The 16,389-nt window shown below is 53.8% G+C and carries 17 protein-coding genes; 13 read left to right on the plus strand and 4 right to left on the minus strand.

Translation table 11 applies throughout. The features are described from left to right. Nucleotides 1–24 precede the first annotated feature (24 nt). Genes IJT02_03375 through IJT02_03395 form a run of 5 tightly spaced genes read left to right on the plus strand, consistent with a single transcriptional unit; the run spans nucleotide 25 to nucleotide 4,623 of the window. A complete protein-coding gene (locus tag IJT02_03375) occupies nucleotides 25–876 on the plus strand; it encodes a hypothetical protein (protein MBQ7543964.1) in 852 nt (283 codons plus the stop codon). A 16-nt stretch (nucleotides 877–892) separates the two neighbouring features. Beyond that, nucleotides 893–2,227 (plus strand): magnesium transporter, encoded by a 1,335-nt coding sequence (mgtE, locus tag IJT02_03380; protein MBQ7543965.1) that lies wholly within the window; start codon nucleotides 893–895, stop codon nucleotides 2,225–2,227. Nucleotides 2,228–2,271: 44 nt separating this feature from the next. Continuing rightward, nucleotides 2,272–3,072, plus strand: coding sequence for a transporter substrate-binding domain-containing protein (locus tag IJT02_03385; GenBank protein ID MBQ7543966.1), 801 nt, complete (start codon nucleotides 2,272–2,274; stop codon nucleotides 3,070–3,072). Beyond that, nucleotides 3,062–3,862, plus strand: a complete 801-nt coding sequence (locus IJT02_03390; protein ID MBQ7543967.1) for an amino acid ABC transporter permease — start codon at nucleotides 3,062–3,064, stop codon at nucleotides 3,860–3,862. The genes IJT02_03385 and IJT02_03390 overlap by 11 nt, the downstream gene beginning before the upstream one ends. Nucleotides 3,863–3,867: 5 nt before the next feature. Then, a complete protein-coding gene (locus IJT02_03395; GenBank protein ID MBQ7543968.1) occupies nucleotides 3,868–4,623 on the plus strand; it encodes an amino acid ABC transporter ATP-binding protein in 756 nt (251 codons plus the stop codon). A 36-nt stretch (nucleotides 4,624–4,659) separates the two neighbouring features. Here IJT02_03395 and IJT02_03400 read toward each other — a convergent pair whose 3' ends face one another. The 3 genes from IJT02_03400 to cysK all read right to left on the minus strand — a co-directional run bounded on the left by IJT02_03400 (nucleotide 4,660) and on the right by cysK (nucleotide 7,241). Beyond that, on the minus strand, nucleotides 4,660–5,313 hold the full coding sequence (locus tag IJT02_03400) for a hypothetical protein (GenBank protein MBQ7543969.1): 654 nt from the start codon (nucleotides 5,311–5,313) through the stop codon (nucleotides 4,660–4,662). A gap of 204 nt (nucleotides 5,314–5,517) precedes the next feature. Beyond that, nucleotides 5,518–6,309 (minus strand): hypothetical protein, encoded by a 792-nt coding sequence (locus IJT02_03405; GenBank protein ID MBQ7543970.1) that lies wholly within the window; start codon nucleotides 6,307–6,309, stop codon nucleotides 5,518–5,520. Further along, on the minus strand, nucleotides 6,309–7,241 hold the full coding sequence (gene cysK / locus IJT02_03410) for a cysteine synthase A (GenBank protein MBQ7543971.1): 933 nt from the start codon (nucleotides 7,239–7,241) through the stop codon (nucleotides 6,309–6,311). The genes IJT02_03405 and cysK overlap by 1 nt, the downstream gene beginning before the upstream one ends. 252 nt (nucleotides 7,242–7,493) lie before the next feature. Between cysK and IJT02_03415 the strand changes: the two genes are divergently transcribed. The 4 genes from IJT02_03415 to IJT02_03430 all read left to right on the plus strand — a co-directional run bounded on the left by IJT02_03415 (nucleotide 7,494) and on the right by IJT02_03430 (nucleotide 11,678). Next, nucleotides 7,494–8,753: a C40 family peptidase gene (locus IJT02_03415; protein MBQ7543972.1), complete on the plus strand. Its 1,260-nt coding sequence runs from the start codon at nucleotides 7,494–7,496 to the stop codon at nucleotides 8,751–8,753. Between the two features lie 193 nt (nucleotides 8,754–8,946). Further along, entirely contained in the window at nucleotides 8,947–10,269 is a 1,323-nt protein-coding gene (locus IJT02_03420) for a circularly permuted type 2 ATP-grasp protein (GenBank protein ID MBQ7543973.1), read from the plus strand. Nucleotides 10,270–10,272: 3 nt separating this feature from the next. Next, on the plus strand, nucleotides 10,273–10,887 hold the full coding sequence (locus IJT02_03425; GenBank protein ID MBQ7543974.1) for an alpha-E domain-containing protein: 615 nt from the start codon (nucleotides 10,273–10,275) through the stop codon (nucleotides 10,885–10,887). A gap of 5 nt (nucleotides 10,888–10,892) precedes the next feature. Then, nucleotides 10,893–11,678: a transglutaminase family protein gene (locus IJT02_03430; GenBank protein ID MBQ7543975.1), complete on the plus strand. Its 786-nt coding sequence runs from the start codon at nucleotides 10,893–10,895 to the stop codon at nucleotides 11,676–11,678. An 8-nt stretch (nucleotides 11,679–11,686) separates the two neighbouring features. Here the strand turns inward: IJT02_03430 and IJT02_03435 are convergent, their stop codons facing one another. Continuing rightward, nucleotides 11,687–12,829 carry an O-antigen ligase family protein gene (locus tag IJT02_03435; protein ID MBQ7543976.1) on the minus strand — a complete coding sequence of 381 codons (1,143 nt, stop codon included), beginning with the start codon at nucleotides 12,827–12,829 and terminating at the stop codon, nucleotides 11,687–11,689. Nucleotides 12,830–13,028: 199 nt separating this feature from the next. Here IJT02_03435 and IJT02_03440 point away from each other — a divergent pair, with 199 nt between their 5' ends. From IJT02_03440 to IJT02_03455, 4 genes are all read left to right on the plus strand, one after another. Further along, a complete protein-coding gene (locus IJT02_03440; protein ID MBQ7543977.1) occupies nucleotides 13,029–13,901 on the plus strand; it encodes a shikimate dehydrogenase in 873 nt (290 codons plus the stop codon). An 18-nt stretch (nucleotides 13,902–13,919) separates the two neighbouring features. Further along, nucleotides 13,920–14,768: a sugar phosphate isomerase/epimerase gene (locus IJT02_03445; protein MBQ7543978.1), complete on the plus strand. Its 849-nt coding sequence runs from the start codon at nucleotides 13,920–13,922 to the stop codon at nucleotides 14,766–14,768. Between the two features lie 2 nt (nucleotides 14,769–14,770). Then, the gene (locus IJT02_03450; protein ID MBQ7543979.1) at nucleotides 14,771–15,697 is read left to right on the plus strand and encodes a hydroxymethylglutaryl-CoA lyase; all 927 of its coding nucleotides are present in this window, start codon (nucleotides 14,771–14,773) and stop codon (nucleotides 15,695–15,697) included. Nucleotides 15,698–15,773: 76 nt separating this feature from the next. Further along, nucleotides 15,774–16,346, plus strand: coding sequence for a TRAP transporter small permease (locus tag IJT02_03455; protein ID MBQ7543980.1), 573 nt, complete (start codon nucleotides 15,774–15,776; stop codon nucleotides 16,344–16,346). Nucleotides 16,347–16,389 lie beyond the last annotated feature (43 nt).

Consider the following 16,389-nt stretch of genomic DNA (forward strand, 5'->3'; position numbering starts at 1 on the left):
AACTTCAAGGGAGATGATTTATGTATGCGTTGCAGCAGAATGATTCTGTGCCTGTGCGCTGTCATGATGACGGCAGGATGTTCCTTCGCGGCCTCTGCGTATGATGACGCGCTCGGAGAACGTATGCTGAGGCTTTCGGAGATAAGGAAGCAGACGGCGGAGATTGAGCTCAACCGGGAGAAGTTTCAGCAGGAGGAAGATGCGCAGTACGACAGGGAGTACGAGTCCTACGAGGCGGAGATAGAGAGGCTTCGTGCGCAGGTAGAAGAGCTCGAAGAGAGGATAGACGCGCTGGAGAGGTCGAGAGACATGATGCCTCCTGCGGGCGATGAGTCTTATGCCGGGCACGAGACGAGGCTTGAGGCACTCGCTAGCGAGGAGGAGGAGATTCTGGATCTGCTGGGTGAGAGTTCGGACATTCAGGCCGAGAACATCCGCCCGTTCAACAAGAACGCGACGAGCCAGGTTATCGGCTGGGAACTTCTCGAGGACGAGGAGACCGACATTCAGAGCCTGCGCCTGACAATCCTTCACAACAGGAAGAGCAACAAGGTTACGGTGATTGAGGTTGCCTCAGACCTTACGGACAACAACGAGGTGTACTTCAGCGTGAAGTCTCTGCCTGCGGGGCTTCAGGTGGTTGTGCCGTCTGAGGACGGAAGCACATGGAGGGTTGAGGCTGACGGCCGGGCGGGCAACAAGAGCTTCAACAGCAAGAAGGGTTACTTTGTCGCGAAGATTAACACTGTCGAGGACATCGCGAACTCGGAGATTAGCGGCGAGAGCAGGACTGAGGGCGGCAAAAAGATATTCACTTCCGGCGAAGGCTTCATAATTCTGCGTCAGAGCGGAATCACCATAAAGATGCCCGATTAAGGGAGGTACTCACACCATGCTCGAACGTATACAATCCCTCGTAGAAGCCAAGAACGTCAAGGAACTGCGCACCATCACCGAAGACATGAACGAAGCCGACATTGCTGATGCCGTCGAAGAACTTGAGCCTGAAGGACGGGTAATTCTCTTCCGTGCCCTGCGCAAGGACATGGCCGCAGAAGTTTTCGCGTACCTTTCGCCCGACACAAAGGAAGCCCTAGTCTCACAGCTCACAGCCCCCGAACTTGGCCGCATCGTTGATGAACTGTTCCTCGATGATGCCGCAGACCTCGTCGAAGAACTACCCGCTGATGTCGTCAAACGCATTCTCGAGAGCGCGAGCCCCGAGACCCGCAAGGGCATCAACCAGCTCCTTCAGTATCAGGAGGACAGCGCAGGAAGCATAATGACGACGGAGTACATCTCCCTTCGTCCTGATATGAACGTCGAGGAATCCTTCAGGCACATCCGCGAGGTCGGCATGGACAAGGAGACACTCTACACCTGCTACGTTACTGACCCGAAGGGAATACTTATCGGGGTTATTACTGTCAGGACTATGCTTCTCTCGAAGTACGAGGACAAAATCAGCGACATAATGACCGACACGAACATTATCAGCGTGAACACGAACGATGACCGCGAGAAAGTTACTGAGCTCTTCCAGAAGTACGACTTCATGGCAATTCCCGTCGTGGACTCACAGAATCACCTCGTAGGAATCGTTACGGTTGACGACGCAATGGAGGTTCTCGAGGAGGAGAGTACGGAGGACTTCCACAAGATGGCGGCAATGCTCCCGATGGATGAACCGTATCTCGACATGAGCGTCGGAGAGCTGGCCAAGAAGCGCGTAATCTGGCTGATGGTGCTGATGATTTCCGCGACGTTCTCGGGGGCGATACTCACGCACTATCAGGCTGTGTTCGCGGCGTTCCCGGCACTGATTGCCTCGATACCCATGCTCATGGACACGGGCGGAAACGCGGGCTCGCAGTCCTCTACGCTCGTTATTCGCGGTATTGCTGTCGGCGAACTGAAGCTGAGGGACGCTCTGACCGTGCTCCTGAAAGAATTGCGGGTCAGCCTCATGGTCGGAGGAGGGCTGGCAATCGTGAATTTCGCCTACAAGTACGCAATGAGCGGAGACCTTCTGCTCTCTATAATCGTGGGAATAAGCCTGTTCGGTACGGTAATTTTCGCGCAGACAGTCGGGGGAATGCTGCCGTTGCTGGCGAAATCGCTGGGGTTTGACCCTGCACTTATGGCCTCGCCGATTGTTACGACAATTGTTGATGCCGGAAGCCTGACGCTGTATTTTGCGGTTGCTAGCCGCGTAATGAATCTGTGATTAAGCTATAATTACCCAACAATCCCAAAGGAGGCATTGTTACTATGAAGAAAGTTTTTACATGTTTGATGGTGCTCGCACTTTTCGCGGGCGTGTGCTCTGCTGATGAAGCGAAGCTCAAGGAAGTATCTCAGCTCAAGACCGAGCGTCTTGCGGCTCAGCGCGGGACAGTCGGTCAGTTCTTGGCCGAAGACCTGTTAGGCGACAAGAAGGGCGAACTACTCACGACGTTTGAGAAGTACGTAGACGCTATAGCTTCACTGCGTCAGGGCAAAGTAAGGGCTGTCGTGATGGACGAGATGCCGGCCAAGAGGTTCGTGAACGAGGTAGAAGGACTCGTGATTATGGACGAGGCACTGAGCGAAGAGAATTACGCAATCGGCTTTAAGAAGGGCAACACCGAACTTGTAGAGCAGGTCAACAAGATTCTTGCGGAGATGAAGGCAGACGGTACGCTTGCAGCGATTTTCGCGAAGTACATTGACGGCGACTATTCAGCGGTGAAGCCTGAGGATATAGACTTCAACAAGGGAGCAGAGGGCGGAAAGTTCTACGTTGGAACAGAGGCTGGGTTTGCGCCCTACGAGCTGAGGGTCGGAAGCGGCTACATCGGCATCGACGTAGAGATGTGCGCGGCAATCGCAAAGAAGCTCGGCAAGGAACTCGTCATCCTGAACATGAACTTTGACGCACTTCCGACGGCAGTATCAACCGGCAAAGTCGACATGATCTGCGCAGGAATCACCGTAACAGACGAGCGCAAGGAGAACATGGACTTCTCGGACAACTACGTAGTCGGAGCAAAGCAGGTTGCTGTAGTACGGGCAGACGATTATGAGAAGTAGCCGCAAAGGTGCGGGCAGGGGAGATATTCTGCTCGGAATAGTCGGAGTGTATCTGCTGTACCTGCTCTATGCATCGGGGTTCTTCACGGCGGCGGCATGGCAGGACTTCAACAGACGCTTCTACCAGAACTTCATCAAGGACGACCGCTACATGATGCTTGTTGACGGCCTCAAGTCGACAATCTTCATGACCAGCGGAGCAACAGTAATCGGCGTTATCGTGGGGTTAATACTGAGCGTGATACGTGTTGCGTACAAGGGCGGCGTTCACATTCCCGTGCTGAACAAGTTTGCGGAGACGTATATCACTGTTCTGCGCGGGACTCCTGCGATGGTTCAGCTCTTAATCTGGAACTTCACGATTTTTGCGAGCGCACGGGACCTCAACACGCAGTATATTGCGATTCTGGCGTTCGGCCTGAACAGCGGCGCGTATGTCGCAGAAATCTTCAGAGGCGGCATCGAGTCGATTGATCCGGGACAGATGGAGGCGGCGCGTTCTCTCGGACTGACTTACGGCTCATCGATGAGGCACGTTATCTTGCCTCAGGCACTCCGCAACGTAGTACCGATGCTGTTCAACGAGTTCATAGCACTCTTGAAGGAGACATCGATAGCGGGCTATATCGGCATCGATGACCTCACACGTGCAGGGCAGAACATCCAGGCACTGACGCTCGAACACTCACAGCCTCTCGTGATGGTCGCGATAATCTATCTGGTTATCGTGCTGTTCCTGTCGCACCTTGTGAGGAAGCTCGAGGAATGGCTCAGCAGGGGCAGGAGGTAACGGCGATGAATGATGTGATTCTTGAAGTGAAAGACCTGCACAAGACGTTCACCCTTCAGGACGGCCGTGAGCTCAACGTCCTCAACGGCATAAGCACAGGAATCCGCAAAGGCGAGAAGATCGCGGTTATCGGGCCTTCGGGTTCGGGAAAGAGCACGTTCCTGCGCTGCCTGAACAGAATGGAGGAGCCTACCGCCGGAACGATAACCTTCAAGGGCGAAGAGATTACGTCGCCGAAGTGCAACATCAACGTTGTGCGCAGACATATGGGGATGGTCTTCCAGCACTTCTACCTGTTCCCGCACCTGACTGTGAGGCAGAACCTGACACTTGCGCCGGTTGACCTCAAGCTGATGACTCAGGAAGAGGCTGACGCGAGGGCAAAGGAGCTTCTTGCGCGCGTCGGGCTTGCGGACAAGATAGAGGAGTGGCCGGACAGGTTATCGGGCGGACAGAAGCAGAGGGTAGCTATTGCGCGTGCAATGGCAATGAGCCCCGATATGCTGCTGTTCGACGAACCTACGAGCGCGTTAGACCCGGAAATGATAGGCGAAGTTCTGGATGTCATGAAGGAGCTTGCGGACGACGGAATGACGATGTACCTCGTTACGCACGAGATGGGATTTGCGCACGAGATTGCGGACAGGGTGTTATTCATCGACAAGGGAATAATCAGCGAGGAAGGCACACCTGCAGAGGTCTTTGACCGCCCCAAACAGCCGAGAACAATAGAGTTTCTCTCTAAGGTGCTCAGACGGTAAGAATAATCAATCCCCCTCACGAACGAGGGGGTTATTTTACGCCTTCACCTGCGACTTGATGAACCTGCGGACTTTCCGCCAGAACCAGAGACCGCTCACAGTTCCTGCAAGTACAATGCGGAAGCGTTTGAAGCCCTGCGGGTGAACGAGAGCTTTTAGAGCCGTAATCATGCTTCGGAGCATCTGCTTTAGGGCTCTCTTCTTGCCGTAGTATATGATGTCGTTGGTCATGTCGTTACGGTACATGTAGTAATAATTCCTGAGGCGCGGTGTATTGGGTTCATCGAGAACAGACAGTGTCTTTATGCCCGGTCTCTTGTGGTAAACTTTGCTGTGTCCGCAGAAATATCCCGGGCCGTAATATTCCGTCAAGCGCAGGCCGTATTCATGGTCATCGCTCCAGATGAAATAGTACTTGCAGGGCAGGCCGCACTTCTCGACAGTCTTGCTGTTCACGAGAAGAGAAACAAACGTTGTCTCTCTGGTCTTAAGCAGGCCGTCCGTGAGTCTCTCGTGCCAGTCATGGTAAGTATTGCTTCCAGCCCTGAGGTCAGGTGTAACATCTCCAGCCAGCTCACCGTCGACATCGTAGACCATGCTTTTGAGGTAGCTTGCTTTGCCGTCAAGAAGTTCTGCGGCATTCAGCAGGTTTTCGAGGGCATCGGGAAAAGGTATTGTGTCATCATCCATTATCCAGCACCACTCGGAGTCAGCTGTGTCGCGCGAAATCTTTATTCCTTCATATTGGACGGGGTATGTCTGTGATTAGATTGCTTCAAGGCATTCAAGAAGAAGTGCTACGAGTTGTGAAGCTCCTTTCTATGTATTCTGCGACATTATAGCACCACACAAAATCCCTCCCGCAGAAATCCTGCAGAAGGGACACGCAAATCTCTATCTCTCGTTGACCACAACACATCCGGCCTTCACCGAGTGCGTCAGCCACACGTTCCCGCCGATCACGCAGTTATCGCCGATATACGTCTGTCCTCCCAGAATCGTAGCTCCAGCGTAAATCACTACGTTGTTCCCGATGTCGGGATGACGCTTTATGCCCTTCACCAGCGAACCGTCCGGCGAAACGTCAAAGCTCTTCGCACCTATCGTAACATTCTGGTAAATCTTCACCCTGTGCCCGATTGTCGAGGTCTCACCGATTACGACTCCTGTGCCGTGATCTATGAAGAAGTACTCCCCAATCTTCGCGCCCGGATGAATGTCAATCCCAGTCAGACGGTGCGCGTACTCCGTGATTATTCGCGGGACAAGAGGCACGTTCATTGCGTAGAGCTCATGCGCGACACGGTAGGCACTTATCGCCGTGAAAGCCGGATACGCTAAGATTATCTCGTCGGGTGTCTTGGCCGCAGGGTCTCCCTGATACGCCGCAACAATATCCGTCCACAGCACCCGCCGGATCTCCGGCAGCCTGTTAATCAGCTTTGCCGTGAACTCCTCAGCATTGCCCTCGCCGTGAAGGACTCTAGCGATTGCCCCCGTCAGTTTTCCGGCGGCAAGTTCGAGGCTCTCCGCTATCGTCCAGCCGTTCGGGTTGACGTGCTTCGGGAACATCGCCGCCTGAATATCCCTGAACGCTTCCTCTACAGATTCTCGCAGTCCGTTATAGCTGACTGTGTCCTGCGCACTGAGAGCCTCAAGTTCTGATGCAACGCTCTCTGTGCTCATCACTCGGCAAACAGTGCGGTAGACAGGTAACGTTCGCCAGTGTCAGGAAGAATCGCTACAATGTTCTTCCCCTCGTTCTCCGGCCTCTTCGCCAGCTCAACGGAAGCCCACACAGCCGCGCCGGACGATATTCCCGCGAGGAAGCCTTCTGCTGTTCCGAGAAGTTTTCCCGTGCTGATTGCGTCGTCGTCAGCGACAGTGATAATCTCGTCGTAAATCTTCGTGTTCAGAACGTCAGGCACAAACCCCGCGCCGATGCCCTGAATCTTGTGGCTTCCTGACCTCCCCGACGACAGAACAGGAGACCCCGCAGGTTCAACCGCAACAACCTTGATGCTGGGCTTGCGGTCTTTCAGGTACTCGCCCGTTCCCGTGAGCGTCCCGCCGGTTCCGACTCCTGCGACGAAAATATCTACGTGCCCGTCAGTGTCGTGCCAGATTTCCGGCCCTGTGGTCTCACGGTGAATCTTCGGGTTCGACGGGTTCACGAACTGCCCCGCTATGAAGCTGTTGGGCGTGCTGTCCGCGAGCTCGGAGGCCTTAGCGATTGCCCCGCTCATTCCCTTGCTGCCTTCCGTGAGCACAAGTTCAGCACCGTATGCCTTCATGAGCTTCCTGCGCTCGACCGACATTGTCTCGGGCATCACGATTATCACCCTGTAACCCCGTGCCGCAGCTACCGAGCACAGACCTATTCCCGTGTTGCCGCTCGTCGGTTCGATGATTACGCTGCCGGGCTTCAGGCGGCCTGCCGCTTCTGCGTCGTCAATCATTGCTTTGGCGATTCTGTCCTTGACGCTTCCGGCAGGGTTGAAGTATTCGAGCTTGGCCAAGATTTTAGCCTTGAGCTCAAAGCGTTTCTCGAGGTGCGAAAGTTCAAGCAGAGGTGTACGGCCGATAAGCTGGTCGATGGAAGTATAAATTCTCGACATGATGATAGATTCTCTCCTTTGTGTGTGTGTGAACAAAAAATTAACGTGGAATTGTTATTGACGCGGAAAAGCTAGAACGCGAAACGGGGACAACAGCATAATACCTCATGAAGAGTAACGTAACGGTACATGCTGTCTCACCTCGTATGCAGAATTTCAACGCGCTGAATTATGCCATGAATTGCCCACTAAATCAATATGCAATTTTTCTGTGCTATAGTTACTCAATCCTACACACTTTCAGGAGGAATCATGAGGAAGATTACTGTTCTGTTGATGTTGATGCTCTGCGCGTGCGGATGTGCTTTTGCTGAGGAGTTTATGGCCGTCGTAACCGTGCCGTCAGCTCCCCTGCTGGCCGGAAACAAAACGCTTGATGACGAGGTGCTCTACGGCATGACCATGAACGCCGTTCCCTCAGGAGACATCGTGCTTCTGCAGATGCCGTACGGTGTTGACCCCGTCGCTTACGAGAACGTTCGCCTAATCAGCAGGGAGAAAGCCGAAGAGTGGAGAGCCTCAATCACTCACACGGTTATAGCTCCGTTCGCGGATGTTCAGGCAGAACCGAGAACGTCATCATTCCCGCCCCTAATCACGTTGCCGCGCGGTGCATTGCTGGGGATAGGGCAGGTGAACTCCGACGATGAACGTTACGCAGAAGCAATACTCTTCGGAGGAGTCAGAGGCTGGATACGGAGGCCGCTTGTGCGTGAAGTAAGAGTGTGGAACACTGACGGCGAGGAGCAGACCCGCAGGCAGCTCGTGAATGACGCGATGCTGTATCTCGGGACAAGTTACCGCTGGGGAGGACAGACACCCGAAGGCGTAGACTGTTCGGGTATGACGCACATGGCTTACATCTTGAACGGCCTCGAGATTTTCCGCAACTCCCGTCCAAAAACCGGCTTCCCCATAGCGTTGAAGCACGTACCCGGCACGTCGGACGACACCCACACCCTCGAGACGCTCGCAAGCGTTAAGCCCGGAGACCTCATACACTGGAGCGGGCACGTCGGAATGTATCTCGGCGAGGGAAAATTCATTCACGCGAACGGACGGGACTTCAGCACGACGATAGCATCTCTGATTTCAGGTGATGAAGGTTACCGCGAGGACATCGCGCGTCCAAGCACAATCAACACCTTCGGTACAGCCTTCCCTGACGAGCCGGACAAACTCACTGTGAGGGAGTTCTACGCGCTGCCCTGCGAGCTGGGGAACATTACGGGTTACAGGTTCTACGTGCGGGCTGACGGTTACGCACCGAACAGAGCGGTACTCTACCCCGAAGGCAAGGACGGCCCGGCAATCGTTATCAGCGAGGACATTGACGTGTGGAGGTTCGTTTACTCGGGAAGGGACTCGGACAAAGCACCCGCGTACTTCTACAGCAAACCGGGAGAATACACTCCTGCCGTCGAACTCATCAACGACGAGGGCTACAGGCCATCAGGCAAAACCATAACGAGCGGAATTGTCGGGATGTCCGAGCCGCTTAAGGTTGAGTGAAATGCTGTCTGTGATTCTGTCGTAGCGATGGGGCTCGCGCTGGTCTGGTGCGCCGTGAAAATTATGATGTAATTTTGCTAACAAGTGATATAACGGTCATTTATGTGCTTTATCTGACCGTTATACCCTTTTGACATTGAGCCGCCGAAAAAGCTAATATTTTGTCCTCAAACGTTACAAGGGAGTTTTGGCTATGGCAATACCAGAGGAATTGTATGCATATTCCGGAAGCGTCAACGAACTTCTTGCGCGCTACGGCGTTAAGTTCGGGATTTACAAGAACGGCGTGTTCAATGAACAGTTATTCCCCTTCGACATCATCCCCAGAATAATAGAGCACACAGAATTTGAGTACCTTGAACGCGGACTTAAGCAAAGAGTTGCGGCACTGAATGCGTTTATCAGGGACATATATTCGGACAAAAAGATAATTTCTGACGGCGTAATACCTGAAGACTTCGTGTATTCAGGGAGCGGGTGGCTCGCGCAGTGCGACGGCGTAACTCCTCCGAAGGATATTTACGCGCACATCTCCGGCATCGACCTCGTGCAGGCACAGAACGGCGAGTGGTTCATCCTTGAGGACAACCTGCGGATTCCGTCGGGAGCATCTTACCCGATGGTTGCACGTGAATTATGCCGCAGGTCTCTGCCGTCAGTCTTCGCCGAGAACCGCATAGAGGACAACAGGAACTACGCACAGCTTCTGCGCCGTACAATGGACTACGTGAACACCAGCGGCCTCTCAGTGATTCTCACGCCCGGACGCTTCAACTCCGCTTACTTCGAGCACTCATACTTTGCCGAGCTCACAGGGGCACGGCTGGTTACGTGCGAGGATCTCACCGTCGAGGACGAGCACCTGTACTTCATCGACTGCACGGGCAGGAAGGAGCAGGTCGGAGCAGTCTACCGCCGAATCTCCGACGAGTACCTTGACCCAGTGAACTTCAACAGGGAGTCGTTGATAGGCATTCCTCACATCTTCGACATCTACAAGAAGGGACGTGTCGCCCTCCTCAACGCACCCGGAAACGGAGCGGCCGACGACAAGGGAATATATTACTTCGTGCCTGCGATGATACGCTACTATCTCGGCGAAGAAGCAATACTCCACAACGCACCGACTTACCTGCCTATCTACGAGCGGGACATGAGCTACATCCTTGAACGCTTCGACAGCCTCGTGATTAAGGACGTTGCAGAAGCAGGAGGCTACGGAATAATTTTCGGGGACAGCCTGAGCGCAGAGAAGAAGGCAGAGTTCATCGAGCTCCTCAAAGCAGAACCGAGAAGGTTTATCGCGCAGGAAGTGATAGACTTCAGGGACATAGACATTTATGAGGACGGCAAACGAGTCCCGAGAAAGGCGGATTTCCGTGCGTTCGTGCTGATGAGTGATGAACCTGTTGTGTGGAAGAGCGGCCTCACGAGGTTCTCGCGCAACCCTGATTCGTTCGTCGTGAACTCGTCGCAGGGCGGGGGCTTCAAAGATACTTGGGTTATGGAGGAGTGAATCATGTCAGTATTATCACGCGAGAACAGCTCACGGTTATTCTGGCTCGGCCGCTACAGCGAGAGGGTCTACACGGGACTGCTGGACTTCATGGGGAAATTTGACGCAATGACCGGCAGCCCGTCAGCAGGAGATTTTGCTAGGCGTTTCTGCTTCGACAGCGATAACCCAGACGCAATAGCCTTCAGCCTCATGCGCACGTACGACAACGCAATAGTTCTGCGGGACGAGATAGGCACGGGAACATTCAGCTACATTCAGATGGCGGTGTACGAGCTGAAGAACGCCGAGAGGTCTCATGCTCCGCTTCTGTCCCTGCAGAAGGTCATAGACAACATTGCGGCATTCTGGGGGATGGCGGACGACAGGATAGAGGACGAGAAGGTACGCGGCATCATCAAGCTCGGCAAGAGGATAGAACGCGTTGACCTCTACGCGCGGATGAACGCCGATAAGGAAGACATACGCCGTGAAGTGCGGAGGCTGTCATACAGAATCGCGAAGGCAGGGCTGAACTACAGCACGGAGGGGCTTGCGCGTCTTAATGCTCTGGCAGAGTGTGAGGAGATTGACCGCGCGGGAATAGTCAGAGAGGTTGAAGCATTAATAACCGTCTAGGGATAATGCGCAGACTACGATTCAGCTATCACATGGAGCTGAACTTTGAACTACCAGTGAACGAGCACCACTTCAAGCTGAGGTGTTTTCCGTCGAGCGACGAGAGGCAGAAAATTTCCTATGAACGCATAGAGATTTACCCCGCGCACTTCAGCACGGAGGAGCGGGACTCGTTCGGGAACATGTGCATCTTCGGGACGGCAAGGCAGCAGCACGACAGATTCTCGGTTGACGTTGAAGGAACTGCGGAAGTCGATGCGCGCGGCCAAGTTCCTGCAGTCCCCAGCAGAACAGGAATCTTCAAGTACGAGACTGCTTTAACGCGAGCCGGTGAGGCCGTCAGGGAATTTCACCGAAGCCTTGACCCAATGGGCTGGATGACGGGTTATGAACGCGCAGTGTACATGATGAATGAGCTTTACGAAGAGTTCTCGTATGTTCAGGGAGTAACGGGAATACTCACGAGCGCGGAGGAGGCCTTCACGCTGAGGCGGGGTGTGTGCCAAGACTACGCGCAGATACTTCTTGCGCTGTGCAGGCTCGAACGCATACCGTGCCGCTACGTCGCAGGAATGATTCCCGGTGAAGGGGCGACTCACGCGTGGATTGAGGTCTGCGACTCTGGAGTCTGGAGGCCTCTTGACCCGACGCACAACCGCGAGTGCGATGACACGTACATAAAGATTTCTGCGGGGCGTGATGCGCAGGACTGCGCGATAAATCAGGGAGTGTTTTACGGAGGCGGAAGGCAGACCCAGACAGTGAAGGCAACAGTTGAGGTTCTGCCTTAGCTTCTGTTTTACTGCGTGTTGTTCTGCATAACTTTCTCGATTGCTCCGGCTCTGAAGGCAACCACGAACAATGCCATCAAGAACGGTGTCATGAACGGTTCGACAAGCGAGATAATGATCCACCCGGCAAAAGCTGTTGAGATTGCGCAGTAGAGCCTGACATTCTTGATCCTTCTCAGCCTGTGTCCTGCTGTAAATATCATCAGCGCGAAGAGCATTAACTGCACGAGTCCGCCCTGATGCAGGATTTCCAGCACAAGATTATGTGCGTGCATAGCCCATCCGTATTGCTCTGTGTGGACGAAGCCGTAGCCGAACACTGGATTCCGCAGGAATGCCGCAAACGAATACACCCAAGCCTGCATTCTGCCCAAGAGAGAACCTCCCTTGCTGAAAGCGTACTCGGACACAGCATATACACGCCGGCCTATTTCTGATGAGTGGAGCACGATAATTCCCATGAAGAAGACTATCAGGACAATCCACCACATGTAATAATTAACGGCGAGTCTGGTGCGCCTGTAAAATACCAGCAGGACGGCAGTTACGGACAAGAACGCCAGAGTTCCGCCGGACTTCACCAGCAGTGCGGCAGCGTAAATCGCGGCTATCGTCAGGACAGCCCCCGCCTGTTTTCTGTACATTTCTGCGTACAGGCAAGCCATAAGTATAGCCATGACGTACAGGGTAGAGTGAGTATTGTAGTAGCCTAACAGCCAGACCTTTGGGGATGATGATGCGTACAGGCCTCCGGGAAAAGCGAGCTCTGTCGCCAGATTCATCAAGATAATCAGCAGGAAGACGGTAAACTGCGACCGTATGAACTGTTTAGAGTTGTCAAAGCCTATCTCGTACAGCATGAAGATGATCATGTTCGAGAAGATGTAGCCGCTTTTCAGGGTCTCGAACAGGGAGATGCCGTGCATGAAAGTATTGAGCATCAGGAATGCTTCATACGCGAAGAATACTGTGTCGAGCATGTTGAACTTGTGCTTGTGTGAGAACAGGTACTGGTAGAGAATGAAGACAGCCGCAAAAAATTTCATGAGAGAGACGAGCCCCTTGATGTGCATTGCTTCAAGAAATCCGCCGATCGGCAGAAACGGGATAGTCATCAGAGTGTACATCAGGAAGTGCTTATTTATCTTCACACACATCAACCTTTCTTCGGGAGTGAATCCTGCGGGGTATTATACAGGTTTCTTCACGTGCTGTGCCTCACTCTCAACTGCAATTTCGGAATACCAGTAAAATTATGTTTGCAATATGAATTTCGCGTGAATAAAATTAAGTTCATTAGCAATCCCAATTTCTCAACACAAAATTCTATAAGTCAGGAGCGTTAATGGTATGCAGATTGACATCAACAGCAGACTTATCGCACTCATCGGCACACCCCTGAGCCAGTCCTTCGCGGCACGTATGCAGAACTCGGCTTATCAGGCGGCAGGTTTCAACATGGTGTACTGTTACTGCGAGGCAGACAGCACCCACCTGAAGGAAATCATCGACGGCATCCGCTACATGCCGACATTCTTGGGCTGTGCAGTAACGAAGCCCAACAAGGTGAACGTCATGCAGTACCTCGATGACCTTGATCCTCTGTGCAAGAAGATCGGCAGCTCCAACACAGTCGTGAAGACCGAGAGCGGCAGACTCGTCGGCTACAACACTGACGGCTACGGCGCACTTCGCGACCTCAAGGAGCACAACGCACCCATCAAGGATCACGTAATGTTCTCGTTCGGAGCAGGCGGTACGGGCAGGAGCGTATGCCTTGAGCTTGCAGAGGAAGGCGCAAAGAAGATCTACATCTCCTCGCGTTCGGAGCAGTGCGAGACACTCGCGGCGGAAATCAACAAGTTCTATCCCGGCGTTTGCTTCCCCATCAGGGCAGCTGACGAAGCAGGAATCGCGAAGGCACTCGAGGAGACAGACGTTGTCCTGAACCTTTCGGGTCTGGGAATGCGCGGCAAAGAGGAATATACCTGCGTCGACAAGAAGTTCCTCAGACCGTCGCACGTCTGCTTTGACGCAACGTACAACCCTGCCGAGACCAGATTTCTCAAGGAAGCACGCGAGGTCGGCTGCGCAATGGTCATCAACGGGCTCGGAATGTCGCTGTATCAGGGACTGCGCCAGATTCAGCTCTGGACGGGCGGCAAGGCTGTTCCGCTGGATGTAATGCGCCAGACACTGATGGACATTCTTGCGGGCAAGTAGCAGAAAGGAGATAACGTTATGTCGCGTAAATTTTCGTTAGCGTACCTCACGATCCCGGGCACCAACCCGATGGATCAGATTAAGATCGCGAAGGAAGCAGGCTATGATTATGTCAGCCTCCGCACAATCCCGATGCACCTTCCCGGCGAGCCTGAGTTCCTTCCGCAGAAAGACCCCAAGCTCTTCGCCGACATTCAGGCAGCACTGAAGGAGTACGACATGCCGCTGATGGACATCGAGCTTGCACGTATCCGCAAGGACCTCGACATCGCAGAGTACGAGCCCGCGTTCGAGACAGCCGCGAAGCTCGGAGCAACTGACGTTCTCGGGAGCGTCTGGACTAGAGACCGCGCGTGGTACACCGACACCGCAGGGAAAGTCGCAGACATGGCCAAGAAGTACGGGCTGATGTTCAACATCGAGTTCCTTCCTTGGGCGGGAGTCAGAAACCTTCAGGAAGATATTACCCTCGTTGATGACATCGGACGCGACAACGTGTTCGTGATGGTCGACACGCTTCATGCAGGACGCGCAGGCGTAACCGGCTCAGAGCTCGCCAGAACTCCGCGCAAGTACTTCAGGTTCATCCACCTCTGCGACGGACCTGCTCCTGAGAACGCAGAGTGCAAGGACACCGTCCTCGAGAACATCAGGGATGACCTTATGCTCTACACAGCCCGCGAGGCAAGGTACTATCCCGGCGAAGGCGACGTGAGAATCGCTGACATGGTCAGGGCAATGCCCAACATCCCGCTGTCAATCGAGCTCCCGAACCTCAAGGAGATTCAGGCGCGCGGAGTTGCAGGACACGCGGCACGCTGCCTTGAAGTCGCGAAGAAGTACTTTGCGGAGAACAGCATCTACTAGCCATGAACCTGCCCAGCAAAGTATCAATCTGTGAGGTCGGCCTCAGGGACGGCGTTCAGAACGAGAAGGTTTATCCCAACACTGACCAGAAGGTAGAGATTCTGCGCGGCTTCATCGATGCAGGGTACAAGGTCATCGAGGTCGGCTCGTTCATGCACCCCGTGAGAGTTCCGCAGATGGCAGACACTGACGAAGTCTTCAAGCGCATCGGCGAAGTCCCGGCAGATGTCCAGCTCCGCGCACTCATCCCCAACACTCGCGGAGTACAGCGCGCAATCGACTGCGGGTGCAAGAAGGTCAAGCTGAACGTTTCGGCCAGCAGAATGCACAACCTCAAGAACCTTAACCGCACTCCTGAAGAGAGCGTTGCAGGTTTCGCGGACTGCGTGAAGATGGCACAGGAGCACAGCATAGAGATTTCCGGCTCAATATCGATGCCTTTTGCGTCCCCGTGGGAAGGCAGAACGCCAGTTGAGGATGTCGACGCAATAATTGAGGCGTATCTCAAAGTCGGGATTAATGAGATTTCCCTCTCCGACGCATCAGGGCAGGCAGTCCCGAATCAGGTCTACGAGCTCTGCAAGCACGTTCGCGAGAAATACCCGCAGGCTACGTGGTGGCTTCACTTCCACAACACCAGAGGCGCGGCAATCGCCAACATCGTTGCGGCAATGCAGGCCGGAATGACGCAGTTCGACTCGTCGTTCGGAGGACTGGGCGGCTGTCCGTTCGTTCCCGGTGCGGCCGGAAACATCTCGTCTGAAGATGTAATCAACATGATGGACGAGATGGGCATTGAGACGGGAGTCGACGTGCTTAAGGTTATGGCACTCTCGAGAAAAATCGGCGAGATTGTCGGTCATGGCCTCGACAGCTATGTTCTGAGGGCGGGCAGGTCTAAGGACTTGATTGCGTCTCAGGCAGAATAAGTATAGGAATAAGGGGATAGGAACAAGGGATTAATGTTCCTGTCTCCTAATCATTCAGTCAGGAGGAATAGAATTAATGTTTAAGTGGCTTGATGACCATTTCGAAGAAGTTATCATGGTCATATTTCTGATTCTGATTGCATGTGTCATGATGCTTCAGGTCGTAGTGCGCAAAATCCCCTTCATCCAGTCGCTCACTTGGGCTGAAGAGTTTTCGCGCTTCATGTGGATCGGCAGCGTGTTCATCTCCCTTCCCTACACAATCAGGAAGGCTAACATGCTCAGGGTAAGCGTAGTCCTTGACCTCTTCCCCCAGAAGCTCCGCAAGACCATCAACCTCTGCGTTGATGTAATCGTCGCGGTGTGCATGGGTCTTCTCGCGTACCACTCCATCGAGTGCCTCAAGTGGTCCGCCGGAGAGATGCTCGAGGGCGCAAAGGCTGAGACTTCCCCCGCAATGAACTGGCCGATGTGGTGGCTGTATGCCTGCGCACTGTTCGGGTTCGCGCTCGCAACGTTGAGGGCTGTGCAGATGTTCTTCATCCACCTTGCGAAGTTCAACGAGAAGGAGCTTACCACTCTTGAGCAGACGCAGTTAGACGCTCAGGCCGAACTTGAAGCAGCAAAGTCAGCAGAGGGGGCGAAGTAACCAATGGCAGCGTTATTAGTATTCGTTGTATTCCTTGTAGCAA

Source organism: Synergistaceae bacterium (assembly GCA_017450125.1).
Classification (GTDB): domain Bacteria; phylum Synergistota; class Synergistia; order Synergistales; family Aminobacteriaceae; genus JAFUXM01.